Origin of the sequence: Paradesertivirga mongoliensis (assembly GCF_024436395.1) — a bacterium.
In the GTDB taxonomy this organism is placed as follows: Bacteria; Bacteroidota; Bacteroidia; order Sphingobacteriales; family Sphingobacteriaceae; genus Paradesertivirga; species Paradesertivirga mongoliensis.
On sequence record NZ_JAFMZO010000004.1, the window covers coordinates 537,745 to 558,405 of the forward strand.

14 protein-coding genes are annotated in these 20,661 nt (G+C 43.7%); all 14 read right to left on the reverse strand.

All coding sequences use genetic code 11. The features are described from left to right. Positions 1 to 152: 152 nt before the first annotated feature. On the reverse strand, positions 153 to 3,476 hold the full coding sequence (locus J3P43_RS17890; RefSeq protein ID WP_255905000.1) for a glycosyl hydrolase: 3,324 nt from the start codon (positions 3,474 to 3,476) through the stop codon (positions 153 to 155). Between the two features lie 178 nt (positions 3,477 to 3,654). Beyond that, the gene (fucP, locus tag J3P43_RS17895) at positions 3,655 to 4,953 is read right to left on the reverse strand and encodes an L-fucose:H+ symporter permease (protein ID WP_255905002.1); all 1,299 of its coding nucleotides are present in this window, start codon (positions 4,951 to 4,953) and stop codon (positions 3,655 to 3,657) included. A gap of 28 nt (positions 4,954 to 4,981) precedes the next feature. Continuing rightward, positions 4,982 to 5,425: a MaoC/PaaZ C-terminal domain-containing protein gene (locus J3P43_RS17900; protein ID WP_255905004.1), complete on the reverse strand. Its 444-nt coding sequence runs from the start codon at positions 5,423 to 5,425 to the stop codon at positions 4,982 to 4,984. A gap of 79 nt (positions 5,426 to 5,504) precedes the next feature. Beyond that, positions 5,505 to 6,602, reverse strand: a complete 1,098-nt coding sequence (locus J3P43_RS17905; RefSeq protein ID WP_255905006.1) for a Gfo/Idh/MocA family protein — start codon at positions 6,600 to 6,602, stop codon at positions 5,505 to 5,507. Between the two features lie 6 nt (positions 6,603 to 6,608). Next, on the reverse strand, positions 6,609 to 7,847 hold the full coding sequence (locus J3P43_RS17910) for an extracellular solute-binding protein (RefSeq protein WP_255905008.1): 1,239 nt from the start codon (positions 7,845 to 7,847) through the stop codon (positions 6,609 to 6,611). A 1-nt stretch (position 7,848) separates the two neighbouring features. Beyond that, entirely contained in the window at positions 7,849 to 9,060 is a 1,212-nt protein-coding gene (locus tag J3P43_RS17915) for a CaiB/BaiF CoA transferase family protein (RefSeq protein ID WP_255905010.1), read from the reverse strand. Continuing rightward, positions 9,061 to 10,218, reverse strand: a complete 1,158-nt coding sequence (locus J3P43_RS17920) for a CaiB/BaiF CoA transferase family protein (RefSeq protein WP_255905012.1) — start codon at positions 10,216 to 10,218, stop codon at positions 9,061 to 9,063. Further along, positions 10,215 to 11,375 carry an ABC transporter substrate-binding protein gene (locus J3P43_RS17925; protein WP_255905014.1) on the reverse strand — a complete coding sequence of 387 codons (1,161 nt, stop codon included), beginning with the start codon at positions 11,373 to 11,375 and terminating at the stop codon, positions 10,215 to 10,217. The genes J3P43_RS17920 and J3P43_RS17925 overlap by 4 nt, the downstream gene beginning before the upstream one ends. A 33-nt stretch (positions 11,376 to 11,408) precedes the next feature. Beyond that, the gene (locus tag J3P43_RS17930) at positions 11,409 to 14,699 is read right to left on the reverse strand and encodes a glycoside hydrolase family 2 TIM barrel-domain containing protein (protein WP_255905016.1); all 3,291 of its coding nucleotides are present in this window, start codon (positions 14,697 to 14,699) and stop codon (positions 11,409 to 11,411) included. Positions 14,700 to 15,019: 320 nt separating this feature from the next. Beyond that, positions 15,020 to 15,325, reverse strand: coding sequence for a helix-turn-helix domain-containing protein (locus J3P43_RS17935; protein ID WP_255905018.1), 306 nt, complete (start codon positions 15,323 to 15,325; stop codon positions 15,020 to 15,022). After that, positions 15,309 to 15,659: a type II toxin-antitoxin system RelE/ParE family toxin gene (locus J3P43_RS17940; RefSeq protein ID WP_255905116.1), complete on the reverse strand. Its 351-nt coding sequence runs from the start codon at positions 15,657 to 15,659 to the stop codon at positions 15,309 to 15,311. The genes J3P43_RS17935 and J3P43_RS17940 overlap by 17 nt, the downstream gene beginning before the upstream one ends. An 88-nt stretch (positions 15,660 to 15,747) precedes the next feature. Continuing rightward, positions 15,748 to 16,821, reverse strand: coding sequence for a mandelate racemase/muconate lactonizing enzyme family protein (locus J3P43_RS17945; protein WP_255905020.1), 1,074 nt, complete (start codon positions 16,819 to 16,821; stop codon positions 15,748 to 15,750). Continuing rightward, positions 16,821 to 19,001 (reverse strand): alpha-L-rhamnosidase-related protein, encoded by a 2,181-nt coding sequence (locus J3P43_RS17950; protein WP_255905022.1) that lies wholly within the window; start codon positions 18,999 to 19,001, stop codon positions 16,821 to 16,823. The genes J3P43_RS17945 and J3P43_RS17950 overlap by 1 nt, the downstream gene beginning before the upstream one ends. Before the next feature lie 68 nt (positions 19,002 to 19,069). Then, positions 19,070 to 20,659, reverse strand: coding sequence for a sodium:solute symporter (locus J3P43_RS17955; protein WP_255905024.1), 1,590 nt, complete (start codon positions 20,657 to 20,659; stop codon positions 19,070 to 19,072). Positions 20,660 to 20,661 lie beyond the last annotated feature (2 nt).

Sequence of the window (20,661 nt, forward strand, 5' to 3'; positions counted from 1 at the left end):
TTGGTTCCTTTGTTCTACTAGGATGTCTTGTCATTTCGACCTAAGGAGAACTCTTAAGAACTTGCTCAAAGATCTCTCCCACGTCGAGATGACAAAATGCATATGTTGAACGCAGACAGCGTTCCAAACGCTGTCTGCGTTATTCTCAACATCTACTTCTCCTCCAATAACATTACCGGCCCCAGCAAACCCGCCGGTTGCAATGGCTGTCCGGCAAGCCGGTACGGCGCTGTAGTTCTTGTAACTCTTTTATCCTCAGGCAATCTTTGATCGCCCATTAATCTATTAGCCCAGGTGTTCGTCACTTCAACACTAATCAGGTTGGTTCCTTTCTTCAACGCCTTGCTGATGTCGACGCGGTATGGAGGCGTCCAAACAATACCGCAGGATATACCGTTGACCTTCACTTCTGCAAGGTTAGCTACTTCACCCAGATCCAGCCACACCGGCTTTTTCGACTTAACCTTAATTTCCTTTTGATAAGTGGCTGTACCAGAATAATATTTAATAGCAGAATCGGCGTGCGTGCTCCAATCACTCAAGTCCTTAAATTCTCTTTTGCCGCCCGAAATATCGTGGAACTCCACATCCCAGGTCCCTGTAACCGGCCCGACCGTCTCAAATTCTATCCAATTCGCGGTTCTTTTAGCTTCCGGTCCCTTAGACGCTTTCTTAAAGATGACGAACAGTGAGCCGTTGGCTGCGAGTTTTAAAGGTAATACCGTTCTGTTCCCGGAGAATTTAAAATCGCTTGCCTTCCATTTACGGTTGCTTACCGGATCAAAAACTTCGATAACATTGCTCTCGCGACGGAACGAAAAGTCTAATTCTCTCTCCTTTTCTTCCTGATTCGAAATGAAATAAATATCGTCGATTCCATCCTGGCGGTGAGTGTAGGCGATGTTAGAGGCATATTTACCTGAGGATTCTCTTACGTCAAGATCCCTTTCGATGCCAAACTTGTCAAATGTTTCATCGTGATAAGCGCCTTTCAGACTGATCGAATTCCACAGCTCATCCACTACTTTGTTAAACGCAGTAACACTAGCCTGTTGCAAACCAGGTTGATATTTAGGCTTTTCGGCCATCAAAATTTTTGCGCCGGATTTACTTAAGTTTAAAAGCTTTTCAACGATAGCTAAACTCATCCAATCGTTATTCGGATTCAGGCGACTTTTACCCGGTATAACCAGTAGTTTGTAACTGGCTCCGCTTTCAAACACCACATTTCCATTTACAACCCGTCCTGAAAGCAGTGCATCGGGATTGAAAGAATCATAAGCATAACCACGTAAAGGGTTCACAAAATCCTCGGCATCAGCCATGTTCGCCGAGTTTGATACGCCCACAGGAATTTGCCTCAAGGGCTCGCCGATATTTCCGAGGCGTTTTGCCTCTGCTTCTACAACTTCTTCACCGAATATTCCCGGAAGGAAAGGAACCAATCTGTCTGGCAGTACCGAGCGCCTTGGGATATCCTCGCCGGTAAACACAGCAATGTCGGCCACCGGTTTGCCCTTCTGTAATAAATTCTGAACCCGCTCGGCATATCCTACCCAGGCTTTGCCTTGTTTCCACCAGGTTTGGTCGCGCTGGAAATAGATACCCACGCCGTCCAGAGTCATTCCAGGTTTTCTGTCCACCCAGGGATTGTGGTTGAATACGTGGTACACCATTTTGTTTATTCCAAGGGCATAGTTGCGGTCCTGTAAAGTTTTCATCATACCTGGATGTTCGTTCCATGCCATTCGTACTGTGGTGAAAGCTTCCGCCTGAATGATGTTTTTACCGTAGATATGAGCGCCAGAGATTGCGTCAAGCATATCATTTGGCTTGTCGTGAGTCGGACTATTTAACCAAAATTCCCCCATTGGGATGTCGACAGTTTTGTAGTGCAAAATCCCATCGCTAATCATTGTGGGAGCTACACTTTCGGCTGTAAACGTAACACCCTTCTCTTTAGCAAGACCTGCAAGAGTGGTGTAGAATTTATCCACTACCAGTTCGGCTATGGTCTTCCTGACATCGTATAAAAACTTTTCTGAAACCTCAGCGCTTTCTACCGGAATTCCAGCCATTATTGGAAGATAAGGCAATAAATCGTAACCTCTTCTCTTTTCAAACTCTTCTCTAAACACCGGCGACCAATTCTGACTGCCGCATTCCCAGCTATCCACATGGAAGCTATTTAAAATTCTTGGTGCAAGTTCAGGACCCGCCTGACGTAAAGCTTCGCCATACCACTTATCAAACTGAAGTTTTATAGCCTCGGGGTTGAATTTGTCGCATTCAAGCCCGATCGCCGCTCCTCCTGTGGCATTGGTATGACCGGTAGAGGTATGCCCCATTCTGATAATTGTCCAGTTGCCTTTAGGCACATTCCAGTTTAGACTGCCGTCTGCGTTAAGCTTATCTGTAAGGTTAATAATCTGCTTCAGAGGGACACTCAAGTTATCTGGGATTTGCTGAGCGGTAGATCGTTTGCTCACTCTCCAAACCGCGCCGGATTTGCCTTCAAACTGATGGATACGTGGCTCGGCCGAAAGCTCAAGGCGCACCAATTTTAAAGATGGTTTCCATTTCGCGGCGTCGAGGTCTTCAGCTCCCGGTTCAGAGCCAGCTTTATCGTATTTAAATCTGAAATATTTTGCTGTTGTTGGTTGAATGCTGTGGGTAATATCGGCATCAGTGTCCTGCCAGCCGTGTCGTGGGGGCTCTAACTGGGTAACCCGACGGAACGATTTACCATCTTCACTTACTTCTATTATCAGGCGGTGCGCCTGAACATTATTTCCGTTGGTGTGGATAAACACCGTACGGGCTGTAAACGGCTTTGCGAACTCGTACTGGATCCAAAGCGGCTCATTGGAACGGATTGCTTCTTTATTTTCAGGCTTAACCAGAAAAGAAGCGTCGGCTCCGGTGCTCGTAGTAATTTTTGGAACGATGGTTTGGGTTGAAATCCCTGCACCCGGAGCGGAGGGAAATGCATAAACTGCTATATCCCTATAGTAGTTTTCCTTTGTTTCCGGTTGAGGGAGAATGATCTTTGATTTCTTTCCGCCCCTAATGTTTGTTTGGGTAGAAACCACTTTCTGCATCGACAATTCTGGCGTTATCCATGGCCCGCCGGCTAATGCAAAACCATCGCTTACATGCATTCCTATTTTGAGTCCGAGACGGTCTGCTTCTTTAAGCGAGTGCTTAACCATTTCCCACCAACGCGGACTAAGTTGCGCGGCAGCTGGCGTGTACATTGGAGGATTGGTAACTCCCTTAATCGGCATAAGATATGCCCCTGCAATACCAACCTCTTTCATCGCTTCCAGGTCGGCTGTAATTCCTTCCGGGGATACTGCGCCGTGCATCCAGTACCAAAATACCCATGGCTTGGCGGATTCGCTGGTCTGAGCCCTGGTTGATTGGGTGATGCTTAACAGAATTACAACTGAAATGAAAATCTTAATATATCGCATTTATATACATTTATCACAATTCACCCCTCAGTCCTGCGGACAGCTCTCCTTGAAGAAAGGTCAGCAAGCAAGACGCTTAGATATGGCGCCCATTTAAGGCGTCAACCTCCCCTCCTTTTTTCAAAGAGGGGATTAAGTGGTGGTTTTTACTATCCACCAAAAACCACATTTAAACCGATCAAGTCTTCGCCGGCTTATATCCCTTCATTCCGTAATACACAATCACCAGGAAACAAACCAAAGGAACTGAATAACCCAGTTGAATATCATCATTATTCAAATCGATCACTGTGCCCATAATGTATGGCAAAATTGCCCCGCCTACTATCGCCATGATGATCCACGATGATCCGGCTTTTGTGCCTTCGCCTAAATTGTTTATACCCAAGGCAAAAATGGTTGGAAACATAATGGACATAAAAAAGCCTAATCCGCCTAGAGCGTATACTACGTAAGCTCCGTCGCCCCAAATCGCAACTATGCAAAGGAGTACGGAGATTACTGCATAAAGAGACAACAGAGCCTGAGAGCTTATGAATTTCAATAAAGCTGTACCAACAAAGCGGCCCGCCATAAATAAGAAACCATATACGCCCAGATAATATCCTGCGGTATGCTCATCTAATCCGCCACCTTTTTGGGCCATCCGGATAAAAAAGCTGGTTACACATACCTGTGCGCCGACGTAGAAAAATTGAGCGACTACCGCCCAGGACAGATGTCTGTGCTTCAAAACATCAAAGAAACCACCTTTTGAAGTGGTGTCATCACTTTGCGGTTTCACTTCTGGCACATGCATAAAGTAAAAAAGAATAGCGATTAGAACCAGAACGCTGCCTAAAACTATGTACGGCACTTTTACCGATGCAGCCTCTTCCATCAGATAAGCCATACGGGTAGCATCAGGCATGGCTGCAAGCTGATCTGGTGTGTATTCTTTCCCAGACAAAATAAACATGGTTCCCACTATCGGTGCAACCATTGCAGCCAAACCGTTGAAAGAAGCTGCCAGATTCAGACGAGTGGAAGCGGTTTTGGCATCACCCAGAACTGCCGCATATGGATTGGCCGCTGTCTCGAGGATAGTAAGTCCGCAACCAATGATGAATAATGCCACCAGGAAAATTTCATAAGCCCGCGTATTTGCAGCGGGAACGAATAAAAAAGCCCCTACAGCAAAAACCAGTAATCCTAATACGATACTGCTTTTGTAACCCCATTTTTTTAAAATTGCACCGGCCGGTATAGCCATCAGAAAATAAGCCATAAACACAGCAGTATCTACAAGGGTAGATTGTCTGTTGTTCAGTTGACAAGCTTTCTTCAAATGTGGAATAAGGATAGAGTCAAGGTTGTGCGCCATTCCCCATAAGAAGAATAGAGAACATACCAGAATAAAAGGAACCAGGTACTTATTCCCTGTGTTTTCTGTTCCGGGCTTTGCGGAAACAGATTCTTGATTTGTAGCAAATGCCATTTTTGTCGGTTAGTTTTTAGTTTAGGTTTTATAATTTTCTTTTCACCATCAGTAAATGATCGCATACCAGCACCACATCGCCGTGCTGGTTGATAATTTCTACGTGCTCGGTTACGGTTCCGTACTCGGGCTTCTTTGCGTCGGCTTTCTCTGAGATGGTAATTTCCGAATGAATAGTATCTCCAATAAACACGGGCTTCACAAAACGCAGTCTGTCATAACCTTTTGACATGGCTTCAGGATTTATTTCTGAGGCTGTTAAACCGATCCCGATACTAAAGATCATGGTGCCGTGGGCTATGCGCTGTTTAAATGGCTGCATTTTACACCATTCTGCGTCCATGTGATGCGGAAAGAAATCTCCAGTATGCCCGGCGTGTACCACGAAATCTGTTTCGGTGATAGTGCGGCCAAGAGTAATGCGCTTATCGTTTAAAATATAATCTTCGAAGTATGTTGATTTGAAATACATGTTTTTATTTCTCTTAACTTATTAGGTCGCGTTAGTCATCGGATGACTAACACAATTATTGTTAAACTACGATGAACTGTTAAGTCATCCGATGACTACCCTCTTCCTGCAATTGCTCCGAAACTTTTACTCCGCCTTTATCGCTCGAAATATAGGCGCTCTCAACAACGGCCATCGTATGAATCACGTCTTCTACGCTTGTAGGCAGTACAGTGTCGGTGCATTCTTTATATCGCATCAAGTTAGACATTGTACCTATAAATGCTTCAGGAAACCACGAACCTTCTAGTTCTAAAGTTTTCCATTCGGGCTGTTTGCCTTCTTCGACGATGCAATATTCAAACAGGTCCGGCACCCCGTGCGGATAATCCATCAGCAAACCCATCTTGGCTTTAATCACTCCTTTAGTTCCCTCCCATTTAATAAAACTCTCCTGGTTATGCGGACCGAAATCATGATCATGGTTGGTATTGATTACTGCATGCATCGTATCGCCGTAATCCATTAAAATAGTTGAGCGTGATGAGGATAACTCTTTAGCGGGATGCTTTAATGTTTTAGCATACACACTGCTGGGATCACCGAGAAAAGACCGGATCATGTCTACATAATGGATACTGTGATATTGAATTTCTAATCGTGGGTGTACCATTACATGCGGGAAGAGCTCCCACGGAGTTTTTAGGGTAACGCGCACTTCTAAATCGTATAACTCGCCAATCATTCCATTTTCTACCATATATCTGGCAGCACTAACAAAAGGTGCAAAACGAAGCTGAAAATTAATTGCTGCGACCAGATTCTTTCTTCTGCACACTTCAAGAATCTCTTTTGCCTGCCAGTAATAGTCGCCCATGGGTTTTTGAATCAGCACCGCACTTCCATCGGGCAATTGTTCTAAAGTTTCCACATACTTTTCGGGCATGATGGTAATATCATAAACCGCATTTTCGGGAGCCTTCGCAACAGCTTCCGAAACGCTATCATAAACGTTAGGGATATCGAACTCCTGGGCCAACTTCTCTGCCCGAGAGCGAGTGCGATTAGTTATTCCATACACATAAAAACCAGCTTGCTTATAGGCCGGAAGGTGCGCATCTTTTACAATCCCTCCTGCTCCTATAATGATGATAGGTTGTCGTGTTTCTGGTAACTGAGGTTTATATGGTATTTGCATTATCGTTTACGTGTTGAGTGTTTGAATTTTGTTCTGCGCCCTGCTTAGAATCTCTTCGGCAGGCATATCAGATCGCATTGCAGTTAAAACTGCCTCGTCAATTAGGCTTGCAATCTGGGCCCAGTTACTTTTTTGCGGAAGGGATCTGGCTGTTTTATGCAGCATTTCCAGCTTGTGGTAATAAGGAATCACTTCGTTTACTTCAGCATCTTTCCATGTTGAAATACGACAACCGATTCCCCCTTCCATGGTTAGGAGTTTATCATTTTCCTGGTTTACCGCAAAGCGGACGAAATCGTATGCGGTTTTTTTGTACTTGCTCCCAGAGCCTATCGTATAAAGCCAGTAAACATTTAAGGAGGCCGAATCTTTCCCTTCTGAGTGAGGCAGCGTAGTAATATCTACTTTTCCTTTTACCTTCGATTCTTCGTAAACCTCGCACATCGATGCGAAGCCAAACCAGTTGATCATCATCGCCACCTCGCCTCTGGCGAAGGCTAAGCCAGCCTGAACTGATTCATATTCATCTGACTTTGGGTGAACTGCTGACTTATCATTCACTAGCTGTCTATAAAAGTTCAGGCCCTCAATCGCTTCCCGCGTGAGAACGTTTACCTTACCATCATCGTCTACCAATGAGCCACCTCGGGTCCAAAGTTGCAGACAAAAATCAAAAACGGTGTTGTGTCCGTCGGCCAGGCAAGCGAAAACACTCCCGTACAAATTCCGCTCCGGACGGTGGAAAAATCGTGCTACCTGCTGGAACTCATCCCAGGTAGCAGGTACTTGAAGTGGTTTGCCAAATTGGCTTAAATACGCTTCCTGTTCTTTTAGGTCGTTGAATAAGTCCTTGCGGTAGATAAAGCATTCCGGGCCATCATGAAAAGGCAGACCAACAATATCTTCTCCAAATTGCTGCATCCGTAAAAGTGAGTTACTCCATCCTACCGGATAATTGGCAGGAGGGTTAGCCTCTATATACTGGTTCAGCTTTTCTACCGAGCCGGAAGTGTAAGCTTCGTAAATCCAATCTGTATTGATATGAGCAACATCCCAGCTGCCATTGGCCAGACCTTTATTCACCAGAGTAGCCTCGTGCAGAGGATGCAGATCCATTGGCACAAATTCTGCCTGCAATTTACAGCCCGTATGAGCGCAATATTTCTTCCACAGCTTTTCCATTGCCGACTCGAAAGGGCCGAACTTACGGACTGCTATTCTGAAAAGATTATCTGCTGAGCTCATATTATTTCAAACCTTGTTTAATCGTTTGTGAAGACACCAACCCTGGGGCGGACGCCTCGGCTGGTGTTTTCACCAGCCGAAATTGTTGAATGATCCGTTCATTATCTTCTCCCAGCTTCGGCGATGCTTTAGCTGAACTAAAGATCTCTCCATCAATGCGGATCGGACAACGAGTAGTTTTGTATGTATAACCATCACTCATCTCTACCTCCTGAATCATATTCAATACCTTAAATCCCTCATGGTTCATTAATTGTTCCCAGTTAAGAACATCGGCACACCAGATATCTGCGGGCTCTAAAACAGAAAGCCATTTCTCTGTGGTTCCGGTTTTAAGATGGCTGGCGAGGATTTGTTTAATCTCATCCCGTTTGGTGAAGGCTTCTGATAACTCGGTAAAAGCTTTAAGTCCGTCGCATTGCAATAGATTACCCAACACCGGAATAGAACCCATAGCCAGCGCCAAATGACCGTCGGCTGTTTGATATATCCCGTAAGGTGCGCCTAAATAAGCGTTAGCATTATTGCTTTTGGTTCTTTCAGGAAGTGCGCCGCCATCGTTCAAGAAGGTTGTGATCGTTTCGAACTGAAAGTCTAGCGACGAATCAAGCATGCTTATCTGCACTAAGGCACCCTCGCCGCTGATTCCTTTTTGCACCAGACAAGCTAATACTCCTTGAAGTAAATGTGCCCCGGCAAGCATGTCGACGATAGACAAACCCATTGGTACAGGGCCATTATCAGCGTTTCCACTTAACCAGGTCAGACCTGTAAGAGATTGAAGTAATAAGTCCTGGCCGGGCTTATCTTTCCACTCGCCTTCTGTGCCATAACCAGATATTTCTCCGTAAATCACTCCTGGATTTACAGCACTAACACTTTTATAATCAAAACCCAGCCTTTCCATTACTCCAGGGCGGTAGTTGTGAAGTACCACATCGGCCTTCCGAAGCAAAGTCCATACGCTGTTTGCATCGTCGGTATTCTTCAAATCGGCGGCAAAGCTTTCCTTATTTCTGTTGATGGCATGAAAAACGGAGGACTCGCCATTCATCACCACATTGGATGTATATAAGGTTCTGCAAATATCGCCCGTTTCCGGACGCTCTATTTTTATCACCCTGGCACCCAAATCCGCCATGCGTAAACTTGCCGACGGTCCCGAAAGGAACTGACTAAAATCTACAACCAGGTAATCTTCTAAGGGCTTCATTTAAATATTTTCCAGGTTAAATTCTTGATTTATTAACGTGTTTCCAGCTCCAACTTTCGGTGCTGATTTCGCAGAGTAAAGCCTGGACTCATTTATCTTTATTGGGCTTCGGGTGGTTTTAATCTCGGTGTTTTGCGAGGTTTTGACCGATTGAATCGCTTCAGCCTGTTTAACTGCGTCTTGATGAAACACTTCCTGATAATTAAGCACCCGGGCGCACCACACTCCGGCATGCTCCAGTATATAAATCCACTCTTCTGTGTTTTTTTGTACAATGATCCCTGAAAACAGAACTCCAATTTCATCCCTTTTGTCGAACCATGAAGATGACTCGGCAAAATGTTCTGAAATATCACAGCCAATTGCAGCAGCAATGTTATGAAGATTGCCCATTGCTAAAGCAAGGTAGCCGTCGGCGGTGTGATAAATCCCGTAAGGAGCGCTTAAGTAGGCATGCCCGCTTCCTCTTACTGCACTGCGTTGCGGAAGCCTGGCACCATCATTCAGGTAAGTAGTTAACACTTCGAATTGCAGGTCGAGCGTAGATTCCAAAAGGCTCACCTCAACTAACACTCCCTTTCCTGTCTTTGCTCTTTTTAATAAGGCTGCCAGTAATCCCTGAGCCAGGTGATTGCCACACATGGTATCGGCAACCGATAGCCCGAAGGGAACCGGACCGTCATTTTTTGTTCCTGTTAATTGGGTTAAACCCGAAAGAGATTGTACCAATAAATCCTGGCCGGGTTTGTTTGCCCAGGGACCTTTATCCCCATAACCAGTAACAACACCGTATATGATTTTAGGGTTAATCGCTTTCGCGGATTCGAAGTCAAGACCTATTTTCTCCATCACTCCCGGACGGAAATTATGAGTCATGATATCCGCTTTAGCGATCAATTTTTTTACTCTTTCCAGATCCTCCGGGTTTTTTAAATCGGCAGCATATGATTCCTTATCGCGGTTTATGGTGTGAAATAAAAGGCTATCATTTTCAACAAAAAGGTTCTTAATTGCTAACTGGCGACAGGCCTCTCCTTTTACCGGCCGCTCGATTTTGATAACGCGTGCACCCAGATCAGCAAGTTTTAAACCCGCCAAAGGACCGGCCAGAAACTGGCAAAACTCTAAAACTATAAGTCCTTCTAACGGTCGTTTCATGCCACTTGCAGGTTCCTCGATTTAAGATACAACTCGTTCATTTTATTAAGCACTTCTTTTTCATTGCCACCCTTCATCAGGTAATCGCGAACGATATCGCCTGCATGATCCTGGAAAAACATATGTCCATGATACCTCGGGCGAAGAAAGGCGCGCTGCAAAGCGGGCAGAGTATTCGAAAAATAATTATGAGTTTGGCGATTTACCTCAGCATCCGTCCAGGCGCTGATATGGCCAGGCTGACCGCCATTCTCGAAAAATACGGTTTGCTGGCAGGCCGCAGATGCAACATAATTCACATACTGAACTGCAATATCGATATTACTGGAATTTGATGAAACAGCCAGACCAGTTCCTCCCAAAGTGCTCTTCAAATTTGTCTTTCCGTCGAGCGAAACCATATCATGAAAATGAAGCAGCTTTCTGGCATAACCTCTTCTCGAGTAGTTTGAATACCCGTAAGCAAAGGGGCAGTACGCAATATCATCTGTCCGGGTCATGGCTTCATAAACCTGGATAGGATTCCGGTGAAAATTCTCAGGATCAATATGAGAAGCCAGCTCTCTGAAGAGTTGCAAGGCCTTTATACCCGTTTCATCAGATATTACCGCATCTTCATTCTGACAAGGATCTTCACCCAATGAACAGCAAAACATGTAAAAACTCATCAGCACATCGATAGGAATTCCGGCAAAAGCCACCAATCCTTTACGTGCAAGCGCAAGCAGATCTTCAAACGATGCGGGAAGTTGAAACCCATGTTCATCCAATAAGTCGGGCCTGCTCGAAGCCACCGGAGTAGCAGCATCAATAGCTAATGCCCATTGATGGCCATCGTACGAGTAACTTTCGAACGACCGTCCGACGGTGCTTTGCCGCTGATCCTGGATATAGCCTTTGCTGAGATATTTATCCAAAGGCACAATTGACCTTGTTTTTGCCGCAAAACCAGCCCATGGATGATCGATTACTAACAGATCAAAACGCTGGGCTAGTTCCTGGATAGAAAAGTCGGCAAATTGCTGCAAACTTCTTTTCTCCCATGTAATTTCAACGTTCGGATTTAACTCGGAGAACCGTTGTGCGGTGGCTACCATGGGCACAAATCCACGACTGTGGTTCCAGGTTATTCCTTTTAATATTATTTTCTCAGCCATTTTAAATATTCTTCTTCTTTTCGCTCAGTCTGCCTAAAACTTGATGTTCTTAACCAATTCGCTAACCTCTTTTTTTCCTTTTACGGGATATAAATAAAAGCTGTAATTATATGCTTTAGCCGGAATCTGATAATGTTCTAAAGGCGCTGCAACGTCACTCCAGCTATCGTTTCCTCCTACTCCCATCTGTATTAAATCGATATTCAGGGTGATGAAACCCGCATCTTTTAATTTGTTAGTATGTTTGGCGGTACTGATATTTTCTTCGGTGTATGGCCATGCGCTCATGCTTAACAAACTATCGGCTACTACGAGTAAACCTTCGGTTCTATTCTTATCAGAGAGATACATCCAGCGCACATCTGTACGATTTCCGTTTTCCTGAGGAACGGCGTAAGGCTCCATGAAATCATAAATATTTTGGGAATAAATGGCCGCATCAAAACCATAATTACGGTCGATATAATTCTCAAGAGGACCTTTGCCATACCAGCTGATATTATCGTATCCCCGTGCTATTCCTCCCTGCATCCCAACTTTGGGGATATTAGGCAAACCAGGCTTAACATCCAGTGAGTAATCAACTTTAATAACTCCATCACCATTTACAGTGTAGGTTACAGCTACAGAAGCACTGTCGTTAATCAGCGAATACAGACTTTTTATCTTAATTGTCCCCGGCGTGGTTTGAGCGGCAGAGATATTTTTAAGTTTCAGGTCTGTAGAAAACCACTGTTTCAATTTACGATGCGTTTTCCAGCCGCGCTTATCATTATCAGTTTGCGGACGGGTAAAATCGGGAAGCAGTGGAGCGAAAATTTGTTCCTTTCCGTTTAATTTGAAGGAGGTTAAAGCTCCCTTTGTCTTGTCGATGGATACGCTAAAGTTCTTGCCGTTTAGCTGATAAGCAGATGCAGTTTCATTCAACACGATTGAAGGATAAGGAGCACGTTTAATCATCCTCGGCTCGACCAGGCCGGTTAAAGCAAACTGGTTGGAAGCCACTTCAAACCCTTTAGGCGCCCAGGCTTCATCCGCTGATAAAGTAAAGTGTATATCGGCGAGGTACTCTGAGCCTGGCTTTATTTTGGGAAGATATTTGGCAATACTTAGAGTTGTTTCTTTTCCTGCCGAGAGGTCGATTTTTGGAAGATTCTTGTTAACAACGATTCTACCGTCTTCGCGCACGATCAGGTTTACATTATAATTAGCCAAAGACTTAACGGAATGGCGATTAGTTATTTTGATCAGGCCTTTTGCTGCATCAACTAACTCGGATTGTGCGCCCTGGTAAACGCGCTTCGATTCAAACATCGGTGCTTTTGGTCGTCCATCGGATGCTACAACGCCTTTTATCGTAAAGTTGTCGAAATATTTTTCGCCAAAATCACCACCGTAGGCGTAAAATTCAACTCCTGCACTGTCTTTTTTCAATAAGCCCTGATCTTTAAATTCCCAGATGGCACCGCCAATAATCCTGGGCGTACTGCGGAAAATATCCCAGAAATCTTTCATATTTCCTACAGAATTTCCCATCGCATGAGCGTACTCAAGAAAAAAGATTGGGCGCTTATCGTTATTATTCTGTTCTACCATCAACTTGGGCGTGTACGTGCTTGGGTACATCCGGCTCACGATATCTACATAATAAGAATCCTGAGGGTTTTGAATACGATGTGAGTGATCGTTTGATTTAAGATAACGCGGGTCTGAAGGGTCAATATACCCCTCAAGTCGCGGGTTACCCATTGCTGGTTCGTATTGAACCGGACGGGTGATATCAAAATCATGAATCCATTCGGCCATAGCCGCGTGATTTGGGCCGCGACCTGCCTCATTCCCTAAGCTCCAGATAATGATGCTTGGATGGTTCTTATCACGCATTACCATGCGATTGCTGCGCTCAAGATAAGCGGCCGTCCATTGCGGATCGTTGCTCAATTTGCCACCCAGACCGTGGGTTTCGAGGTTCGCTTCGTCAATAACCAGGATTCCGTATTCATCGCACAGATCGTATAAATACGGATCCATTGGATAGTGGCTGGTGCGGATGCTGTTGAAGTTGAAACGTTTTATGGTGCGTACATCTTCCAGAATATCCTCGCGGCTCAGTGCTTTTCCTTTAATGGGATGATGATCTGGGCGATTAACTCCGTACAGGTAAGTTACTTTTCCGTTAATGAGTAGTTTACTATCGGTCTTGGAAAATTCAATGCTTCTAAACCCAACCTTACAACTTTTTGCTTCGAGCACATTTCCGGTACTATCCTGTAAAGAAAGAACGAGTGTGTATAAGTTTGGCTCCTCATCACTCCACTTAGCAGGATTTTTCACCGTCGTTTCAAGCAAGCCAAACTTCACGTTATCCAATCTTGGATAAATTTCATTAATGATGCTTTCTGCAGTTCGTTCCAAAGGCTTCTGAAAAACAGGCTTCCCATTTTTATCAAATAACTGAGCCCGAACATTATAACCCTTCACCTCTTTGCCGGTTAAATTTTCAATTCTAGGACGAATGCTGAAAACAGCATCTTTATATTCTTTATCCAACTTTGCCTGCCAATGAAAATCTGCTATCCTAAGCTTTGGTTCTGCCAGCAAGAGAACTTCTCTTTGAATTCCGCTTAAGCGCCAGTGATCCTGATCTTCGAGGAAACTGCCATCGCTCCAGCGGATAACCTGTACAGAAACAATATTTTCACCAGCCTGCAGATAAGGCGTTACGTTAAACTCGGATGCAAGAAAACTATCTTCCGCATAGCCCAGAAATTTTCCGTTGACCCACACTTTGTAAGCAGAGCTCACTCCGCCAAAATGGAGAGTTACGTTCATGTTTTTCCAGTTATCGGGAATGGTGAATGTTCTTTGATAAGATCCGACGCCGTTATAATCCTGAGGAACATAAGGCGGATTTACGGGGCGGAACGGATAAACAGCGCTTTTATAGATTGGCTTGTCGTATCCTTTCATCTCCCAATTACTTGGGACTTCTATTTTTTTCCATCCGCTAACGCGACTTTTATAAAAGTCTTTAGGAGCATCTGACGGCTTTATTGCAAAAGAAAAATCCCATTCGCCATTTAAGGAAATCATTCTCGCAGACTTGGTACGATCGCCTTTCAAGGCTTCCGTAACGGAGGAAAATGAGTAAGCCGTAGCACGCGATGGTTCGCGATTGATGCCGCTAACAAGAGGATCTTCCCAGGGCTCGCGGTTGTATATTGTAGGAACCACGGGAACAGCAGCGGGAGTTTTATCTACGAGTTGCGCACTCGCGTGAATGCTAAAAAGAAAAAATATCGCAATGGATATAAATACTTTCATCTAATGAGGTTTGTGTATATGAAACGCTCAATAAATCAATAACCTACATGTGTTAGTTGATTTATTGACTTTGAGCTCAGGCTTGTACACAAATATATATGATGACGAAACTCTATCTTTATATCATGTTCTCATTGTATTATAGAATATTGCCCTCCACAGCCTAAAAAAGCCGGACATGATGTTTAAATATTATCAGAACAGTGCGATTGCTTGATGATTGCCATGAACTTGGCTATTAGAAATATTATAGAACTCGGGCCGCGCGGGTCGCTCCACAGATAGTAAATCGTTACGCGAAAGTACCGGGCCAGGCTTTTTTAAACCTCAACACTTAATCTTAAGTGTTTCCCAAACCCCTCGCGAATGATTCTCATTAAAGTAGAAAGTCTGATATCGCTTGCATTATTTTCAATCCGTGAAATATAGGTCTTAGTTGTACCACATTTCTCTGCCAACTGCTCTTGAGTAAGCCCTTGCTCCTTGCGAAGTTCTTGAATCATTACACCCAGTTTAAACGCTTCAAATTCTTGTTCAAACTGTTCTCTCTTAGTTGTACCCGGTTTTCCGTACTGCTCATCCAAATGATCAGCAAAAGAGGTCAAATTTTTACTTGTCTTTTTCATCGAAGTACTCCTTTTTAAGTTTTTCTGCCAATTCCAATTCGTTTTTTGGGGTCTTCTGCGATTTCTTCTGAAACCCATTAACCAACACTATCAATTGTCCTTTATCAAAGAAGCAGAAAACCCGGTAGATATCTGATCCTACTTCAACTCTGATCTCAAAAAGTCCCGAAGAACCTTCCAGGTGCTTGAAATATTTAACGGGCACCCGCTCCAGCGTTGCTATCAATTTCAAAGTCCAATTGAACTTCTTTCTGACATCGGGTTTTAGGCCTTCAAAGAAGTCGAGATAATAATGTTTATAATAGAAAATGTTGCGAATAACTTTTTCGACCACGAACAAAGTTACCTAAACAGTGAACAAGTTGCAAATAGAAAATACTCCGAAGAATCTGGTTTTGAGCTTCGAGAGATAGCAAGATCGCTTATACCTCCACCAAAAATTCATCCTTAAAACCAAATCCCCAACCAGGCCGGTTGTGGGGGCTCGCCATACCATTTCTTATCTCGATAGGATAATTGATTAAGGGGTCTATCCAATCGAAAGACTCTGCACCGGCTCCGTTAGGAATGGTGCAGAGTAAAGGAATGTCGTAATCTTTATAATAATGCGGTAAAACGGGAATGTTAAAGCTTCCTGCCAGCGCCGCACTATTGCGCCAAGCCTCTACGCCCCCCAATCGTAAAATATCGGGTTGCCAGATATCTATAGCATTACGAACAAGTAATTCCCGCAAAGGAAGCGTTGAATATTCTCTTTCGCCCATGGCCAGAGAAATTCCCGCCTGCGTTCTTAACAATTGATATCCTGCGAAATCGGTATGATCAATAGGTTCTTCAAACCAGTTTATGTTCAGATCGCGGGCTGCCCGCGCCAGTTGTAAAGCTGCCGGTACCTGCATTCCCTGGTTGGCATCCATCATAATATTGATGTCATTCCCAACCGCTTCGCGAACCAGCTTAAGTCGTTCCAGATCTTCTTTCCAATCCGGTTTGCCGACCTTGATCTTCACCGCTTTAAACCCACGCGATTTGTAATTACTTACTTCATCAATCAGCTCTTCAACGGTATAGGAGATCCAGCCTCCACTTCCATAGATAGGAATTTCGGTACGTGATGAGCCAAGCACTTTCCAGATTGGTTGCTGTAATGTTTTGCACCAGGCATCCCACATGGCGATATTGTAGGCCGCTTGCGCCCAGCGGTTTATTCCTTCTAATCCGAAGTATTCGTTTGCATGATTAATCTTTTCAAAAACTTTAACGGTATCATATACTTGTTCACCCAGAACCATTTTACCAACATCTTTCAAAGCCCCGGCAATTGCCTGGGGACTGTATTGAAAGCTAAGCAGATAAGATTCGCCAACAACTCCATTATCCAGACGAATACGCAAAACCATAAACGAAATTTCGGTTAAGGTATGGGTAGCATCCGAAATAGGCTTGTCTAACTTTGATTTAGCTGAAAAAATGGAGTAGTTCTTTATTATACTCATTACAAGCTGTACTTTACCGTATATTCTTTCCCTTTCAGGATTTGAATTTCATAAACACCATTACCCAAAGCCTGAACTTTTGCACCTTTCACACTGGGTTTCGATTTGCTTTTTAAACGCAGTGTGCCTGTTCCTATCGGCGATTTTACTTTCACTTCCGACGTGCTGGCGTAAACAGAAATCTCACCGTTTGGAGTTGGAACTTTTCCTTCCATCCATTTTAAACCGCCTAAATTTGGTTCAATCGCCCATGTTTCATAACCTGGAGACAATGGTTTAACTCCTAAATAATACTTTCCTAATAAGTAGATCGGACTTGCTCCCCAAGCGTGGCAAAGGCTTTTTCCATAAGGACGACCATACATCGTTAAATGCTCTGTCCCTTTTTTATTCGGATTGTATTCTTCCCAGAAAGATGTTGCGCCCTCATTGAGCATTCCGCCCCAATAATCTTTCATTTCTTTTAGAACATAATCCTGTTCGCCCATAGCACACAAGGCTTCCAACTCGTAAAAACGCATATAGGGCGTTGTGATTTGAAGAACATCTTTATTCAGCAACACCTTATTTTTTACACTTTGTTTTTGCTCTTCAGTAAAATAATTGAAAAAAATACCGAACATATTAGCGTATCTGGTTACAATATCCTGCATTTTACCGTCGATACGTTGGTGCTTCATCACGTTTTCTTTCTTATCCCAAAAAACATCGAATAATTTTGTTTTTAAATCAGAAGCTAATTTTTGATATTCTTTCTGGTCATCCTTTTCACCTGCAATTTCAGCACTAACTGCCATAGCTTCTAAACTTCTCGCTAAAAGCATTTGCTCAAAACTAACCTCTCCGGTTTTTGGTAATCCATTCGCCCAGTCAATAAAAACCCAATCACCTTCTAATGGTTCCAGGAATCCGTTTTTGTTTCTTCTTCCTAAGCAGAAATCCATCAATGATTTCATTCGCGGATAAAAAGTTTTGATAAATTTAGTATCGCCCGTGTGTAAATAGTAATCGTAAACGCCTACAAACCAATACAGCGAATAATCCATTATGATATTTACATGGGCCGTTACAGGATCTTTTCCGCGAAGAGCTGCCATTGTCCGTTCTACAGAAGGCGAATCAAAGAATAAATAATAATTCATTAAATAACTTTGATAAGCATCGCCAGACCAAACCCAACGGTCGCGTTTGATTCCGTCTATAAAAAATTCGCGGGACGTTAAATGCATCGTGTAAGCCGACACATCCCAAATTTTATTCAATTCCTGGTCTGAAGATTTGAATGCCCCACGATACTCTAATGGCAAATATTCATAAAGCATCGAAATAGAATCATACTTCACCGATGCATCTGCTACTACCTGAACATAGCGGAAGGCTTTCGATCCATCATGTGTGTAAGTTTCAGGCTGGTTTCCATCAAAAGATAAATGGTCTAGTGTTTCACATCTGGCCGTATCCATGGCTTCCTCACGGGATTCACCATAGTAAAGTGCTACTCTACCTTTTCCTTTTAAACCGTGAATTTTAATGTAGCCAAAAGTTTCTTTGCCAAAATCCACCAACTGACCAGCTGCTGTTTTTTCTGTTTTTTTGGCATTCCAGGGTGTAGTTGTTAGTTTAAATTCTGAAGGTTTATTTACTGGCGTATCAAAATTCCAGGAACCAACAGGCACCCACGGTGTACCGGATTGTTGTGCTTTCCCATTTTCATCAATCCAAAGTTTATCTTCATTGGTCACCTTCCAGGAGGCATCAGATTTGACATAGTTACCAGCAATATAAATCGCCGGCAGCACTTCCTGATTATAAACTTTAAAGGAAATTTTGTGTTTCCCGGCAGGAACTGTTATTGATTTTGGCTGTCCATAAATCTGGACCCCATCCAAAAGTAATTGAAAAGGTCCTTCTGAGTAGATTTTCACCTGATCTGGTTTTGGAATATCTACTTCTGTTTGAAAGGTTACCAAGGCATAAGGACTGTAATATTGCCAAAGCGGTGGAAATACCGCTTCGCGTTCTGTACGCCTTACCTGCATTTTATTGCTTAACCAAACTTCGAAATCACCGGGATACCAGATCCATGTGGCTTTTGATTGAGCTGAAGCCATATCAGGAAGTAAGACTCCGATTGACAGGACTAAAAGTAGTTTGGATAATATAGATTTTAAGTTCATCATAAACTGTATTTAATACTTTTTTCTCGTTGCTGTAAACGTCAGAGCTTTTGACTTTTAAATTTGAATTTCTAGTGCCCGTTAAAGAACACATACAATCCAACCATCACCACTATGAGTAATATCCAAAGAATCCAGACATCTTTCGATGGCTTTGCCAGATTGGTATAATCCAGGATATTGCGTTCATTGCTGGCAGCATTTTTATCGAATATTGTAATCAGGAAAGCCAACGTCGCCAGCAATACAAAAATGTAGAATGAAAGCTGGAGGAAATGCGGCCATGCCGGGTATTCTGCAGACGGAAAAACCCATAGGTATAACACTCCAATTCCCAGGCTGATTACTGTTCCGGCTGTCAATGTGAAATTGGCGGCTCTGGTGGTCGTCCGCTTCCAAAGCACTCCGAAAAGGAATACTACAGACATTGGAGGAGCTATAAAGCCCAGTACCGACTGAAAAACGTCGAATAAGTTAAGGCCCTTGATGCTGTCGATGGCGAGGGTGATAAAAATCGCGATTAATGCCCCAGCTATGTTTACGAACCGGCCAATCCTTACAATTTCGGCAGGACTAGCATCGGGCTTATGATTCTTTACATAAATATCCATCGTAAAAACGGTACTTAAAGAATTCAAGGCAGAGCCGATGGTGCTGATCAGTGCGGCGATCAAAACTACTACGATTAAGCCGATCATCCCGGTAGGGAAAAGCCCTGTAACCATAGTTATATAAGCTTCATCCGGACTTTTTAAATTGGGATAAAGCACAGCACATATTATCCCCGGAAGGATAAACAAAGGAACATCCAAGATTTTTAACCAGCCTATAAAGTTCACACCAAGTTGACCTTGCTTTAAGGTTTTTGCGCCAAGTACCGACTGAACCATTGACTGGTCGGTACACCAGAACCAGACGCCCATTACCGGATAACCTAAAACGATCGCAAGCCATGGATAATTTTTATCGTCGGCAGGCAGTAAGAGGTTCCAGAATTCCCCGGGCGTATTATTGTACACTTCCATCACCCCGCCCGCTTTCATAAAACCGAAAACCGTAAGCAACAGCGAAACGGCAATGAGCAGCAGCATCTGAAAGACGTTGGTGTAAGCGATAGCCTTTAATCCTCCCGCAATAGAAAAACAAGCAGCCAAAAGTACCATGCTGATCACTGACAGCCACATTGGAAAGCCGAGAAGCTGCTGGATCAATATTCCTCCTGCAAACAAAGTAAGGGCTAACCAGGATATTAATATGGTGATTAACGTGTACCAGGCAAGGATATTCCTTGTGGAGTCGCCAAAGCGTTTACCCATAAATTCGGGCAAAGTCTGAACCCGGGCATGTAAATATCTCGGCGCGAAAACTACAGCCAGCAGAAAGATGAATACGAAGGCATACCATGCAAAATTCCCAGCTACGATACCCGTTGTATAGCCAATACTTGCCGATGCAATCAACATCGAAGGCCCTACATTGGTTCCCCACATATTTAAACCAATACTCGCCCATCCCAGCGAGTTACCGGCAAGGAAAAGGTTTTCGTTTTGCTTTTTATCTTTGACAAAGCTCACCCAGTAGCCGATAGCCAGTAAAATCAAAAGATACCCGACAATGATAGTGTAATCGAGTGGCTGTAATAAGTTATTCAGGTCTTTCATTT

Coding starts and splice junctions, on each gene's coding strand:
- J3P43_RS17890 (WP_255905000.1), bottom strand. CDS start 3,476: ATGCGATATATTAAGATTTTCATTTCAGTTGTAATTCTGTTAAGCATC.
- fucP (WP_255905002.1), bottom strand. CDS start 4,953: ATGGCATTTGCTACAAATCAAGAATCTGTTTCCGCAAAGCCCGGAACA.
- J3P43_RS17900 (WP_255905004.1), bottom strand. CDS start 5,425: ATGTATTTCAAATCAACATACTTCGAAGATTATATTTTAAACGATAAG.
- J3P43_RS17905 (WP_255905006.1), bottom strand. CDS start 6,602: ATGCAAATACCATATAAACCTCAGTTACCAGAAACACGACAACCTATC.
- J3P43_RS17910 (WP_255905008.1), bottom strand. CDS start 7,847: ATGAGCTCAGCAGATAATCTTTTCAGAATAGCAGTCCGTAAGTTCGGC.
- J3P43_RS17915 (WP_255905010.1), bottom strand. CDS start 9,060: ATGAAGCCCTTAGAAGATTACCTGGTTGTAGATTTTAGTCAGTTCCTT.
- J3P43_RS17920 (WP_255905012.1), bottom strand. CDS start 10,218: ATGAAACGACCGTTAGAAGGACTTATAGTTTTAGAGTTTTGCCAGTTT.
- J3P43_RS17925 (WP_255905014.1), bottom strand. CDS start 11,375: ATGGCTGAGAAAATAATATTAAAAGGAATAACCTGGAACCACAGTCGT.
- J3P43_RS17930 (WP_255905016.1), bottom strand. CDS start 14,699: ATGAAAGTATTTATATCCATTGCGATATTTTTTCTTTTTAGCATTCAC.
- J3P43_RS17935 (WP_255905018.1), bottom strand. CDS start 15,325: ATGAAAAAGACAAGTAAAAATTTGACCTCTTTTGCTGATCATTTGGAT.
- J3P43_RS17945 (WP_255905020.1), bottom strand. CDS start 16,821: ATGAGTATAATAAAGAACTACTCCATTTTTTCAGCTAAATCAAAGTTA.
- J3P43_RS17950 (WP_255905022.1), bottom strand. CDS start 19,001: ATGATGAACTTAAAATCTATATTATCCAAACTACTTTTAGTCCTGTCA.
- J3P43_RS17955 (WP_255905024.1), bottom strand. CDS start 20,659: ATGAAAGACCTGAATAACTTATTACAGCCACTCGATTACACTATCATT.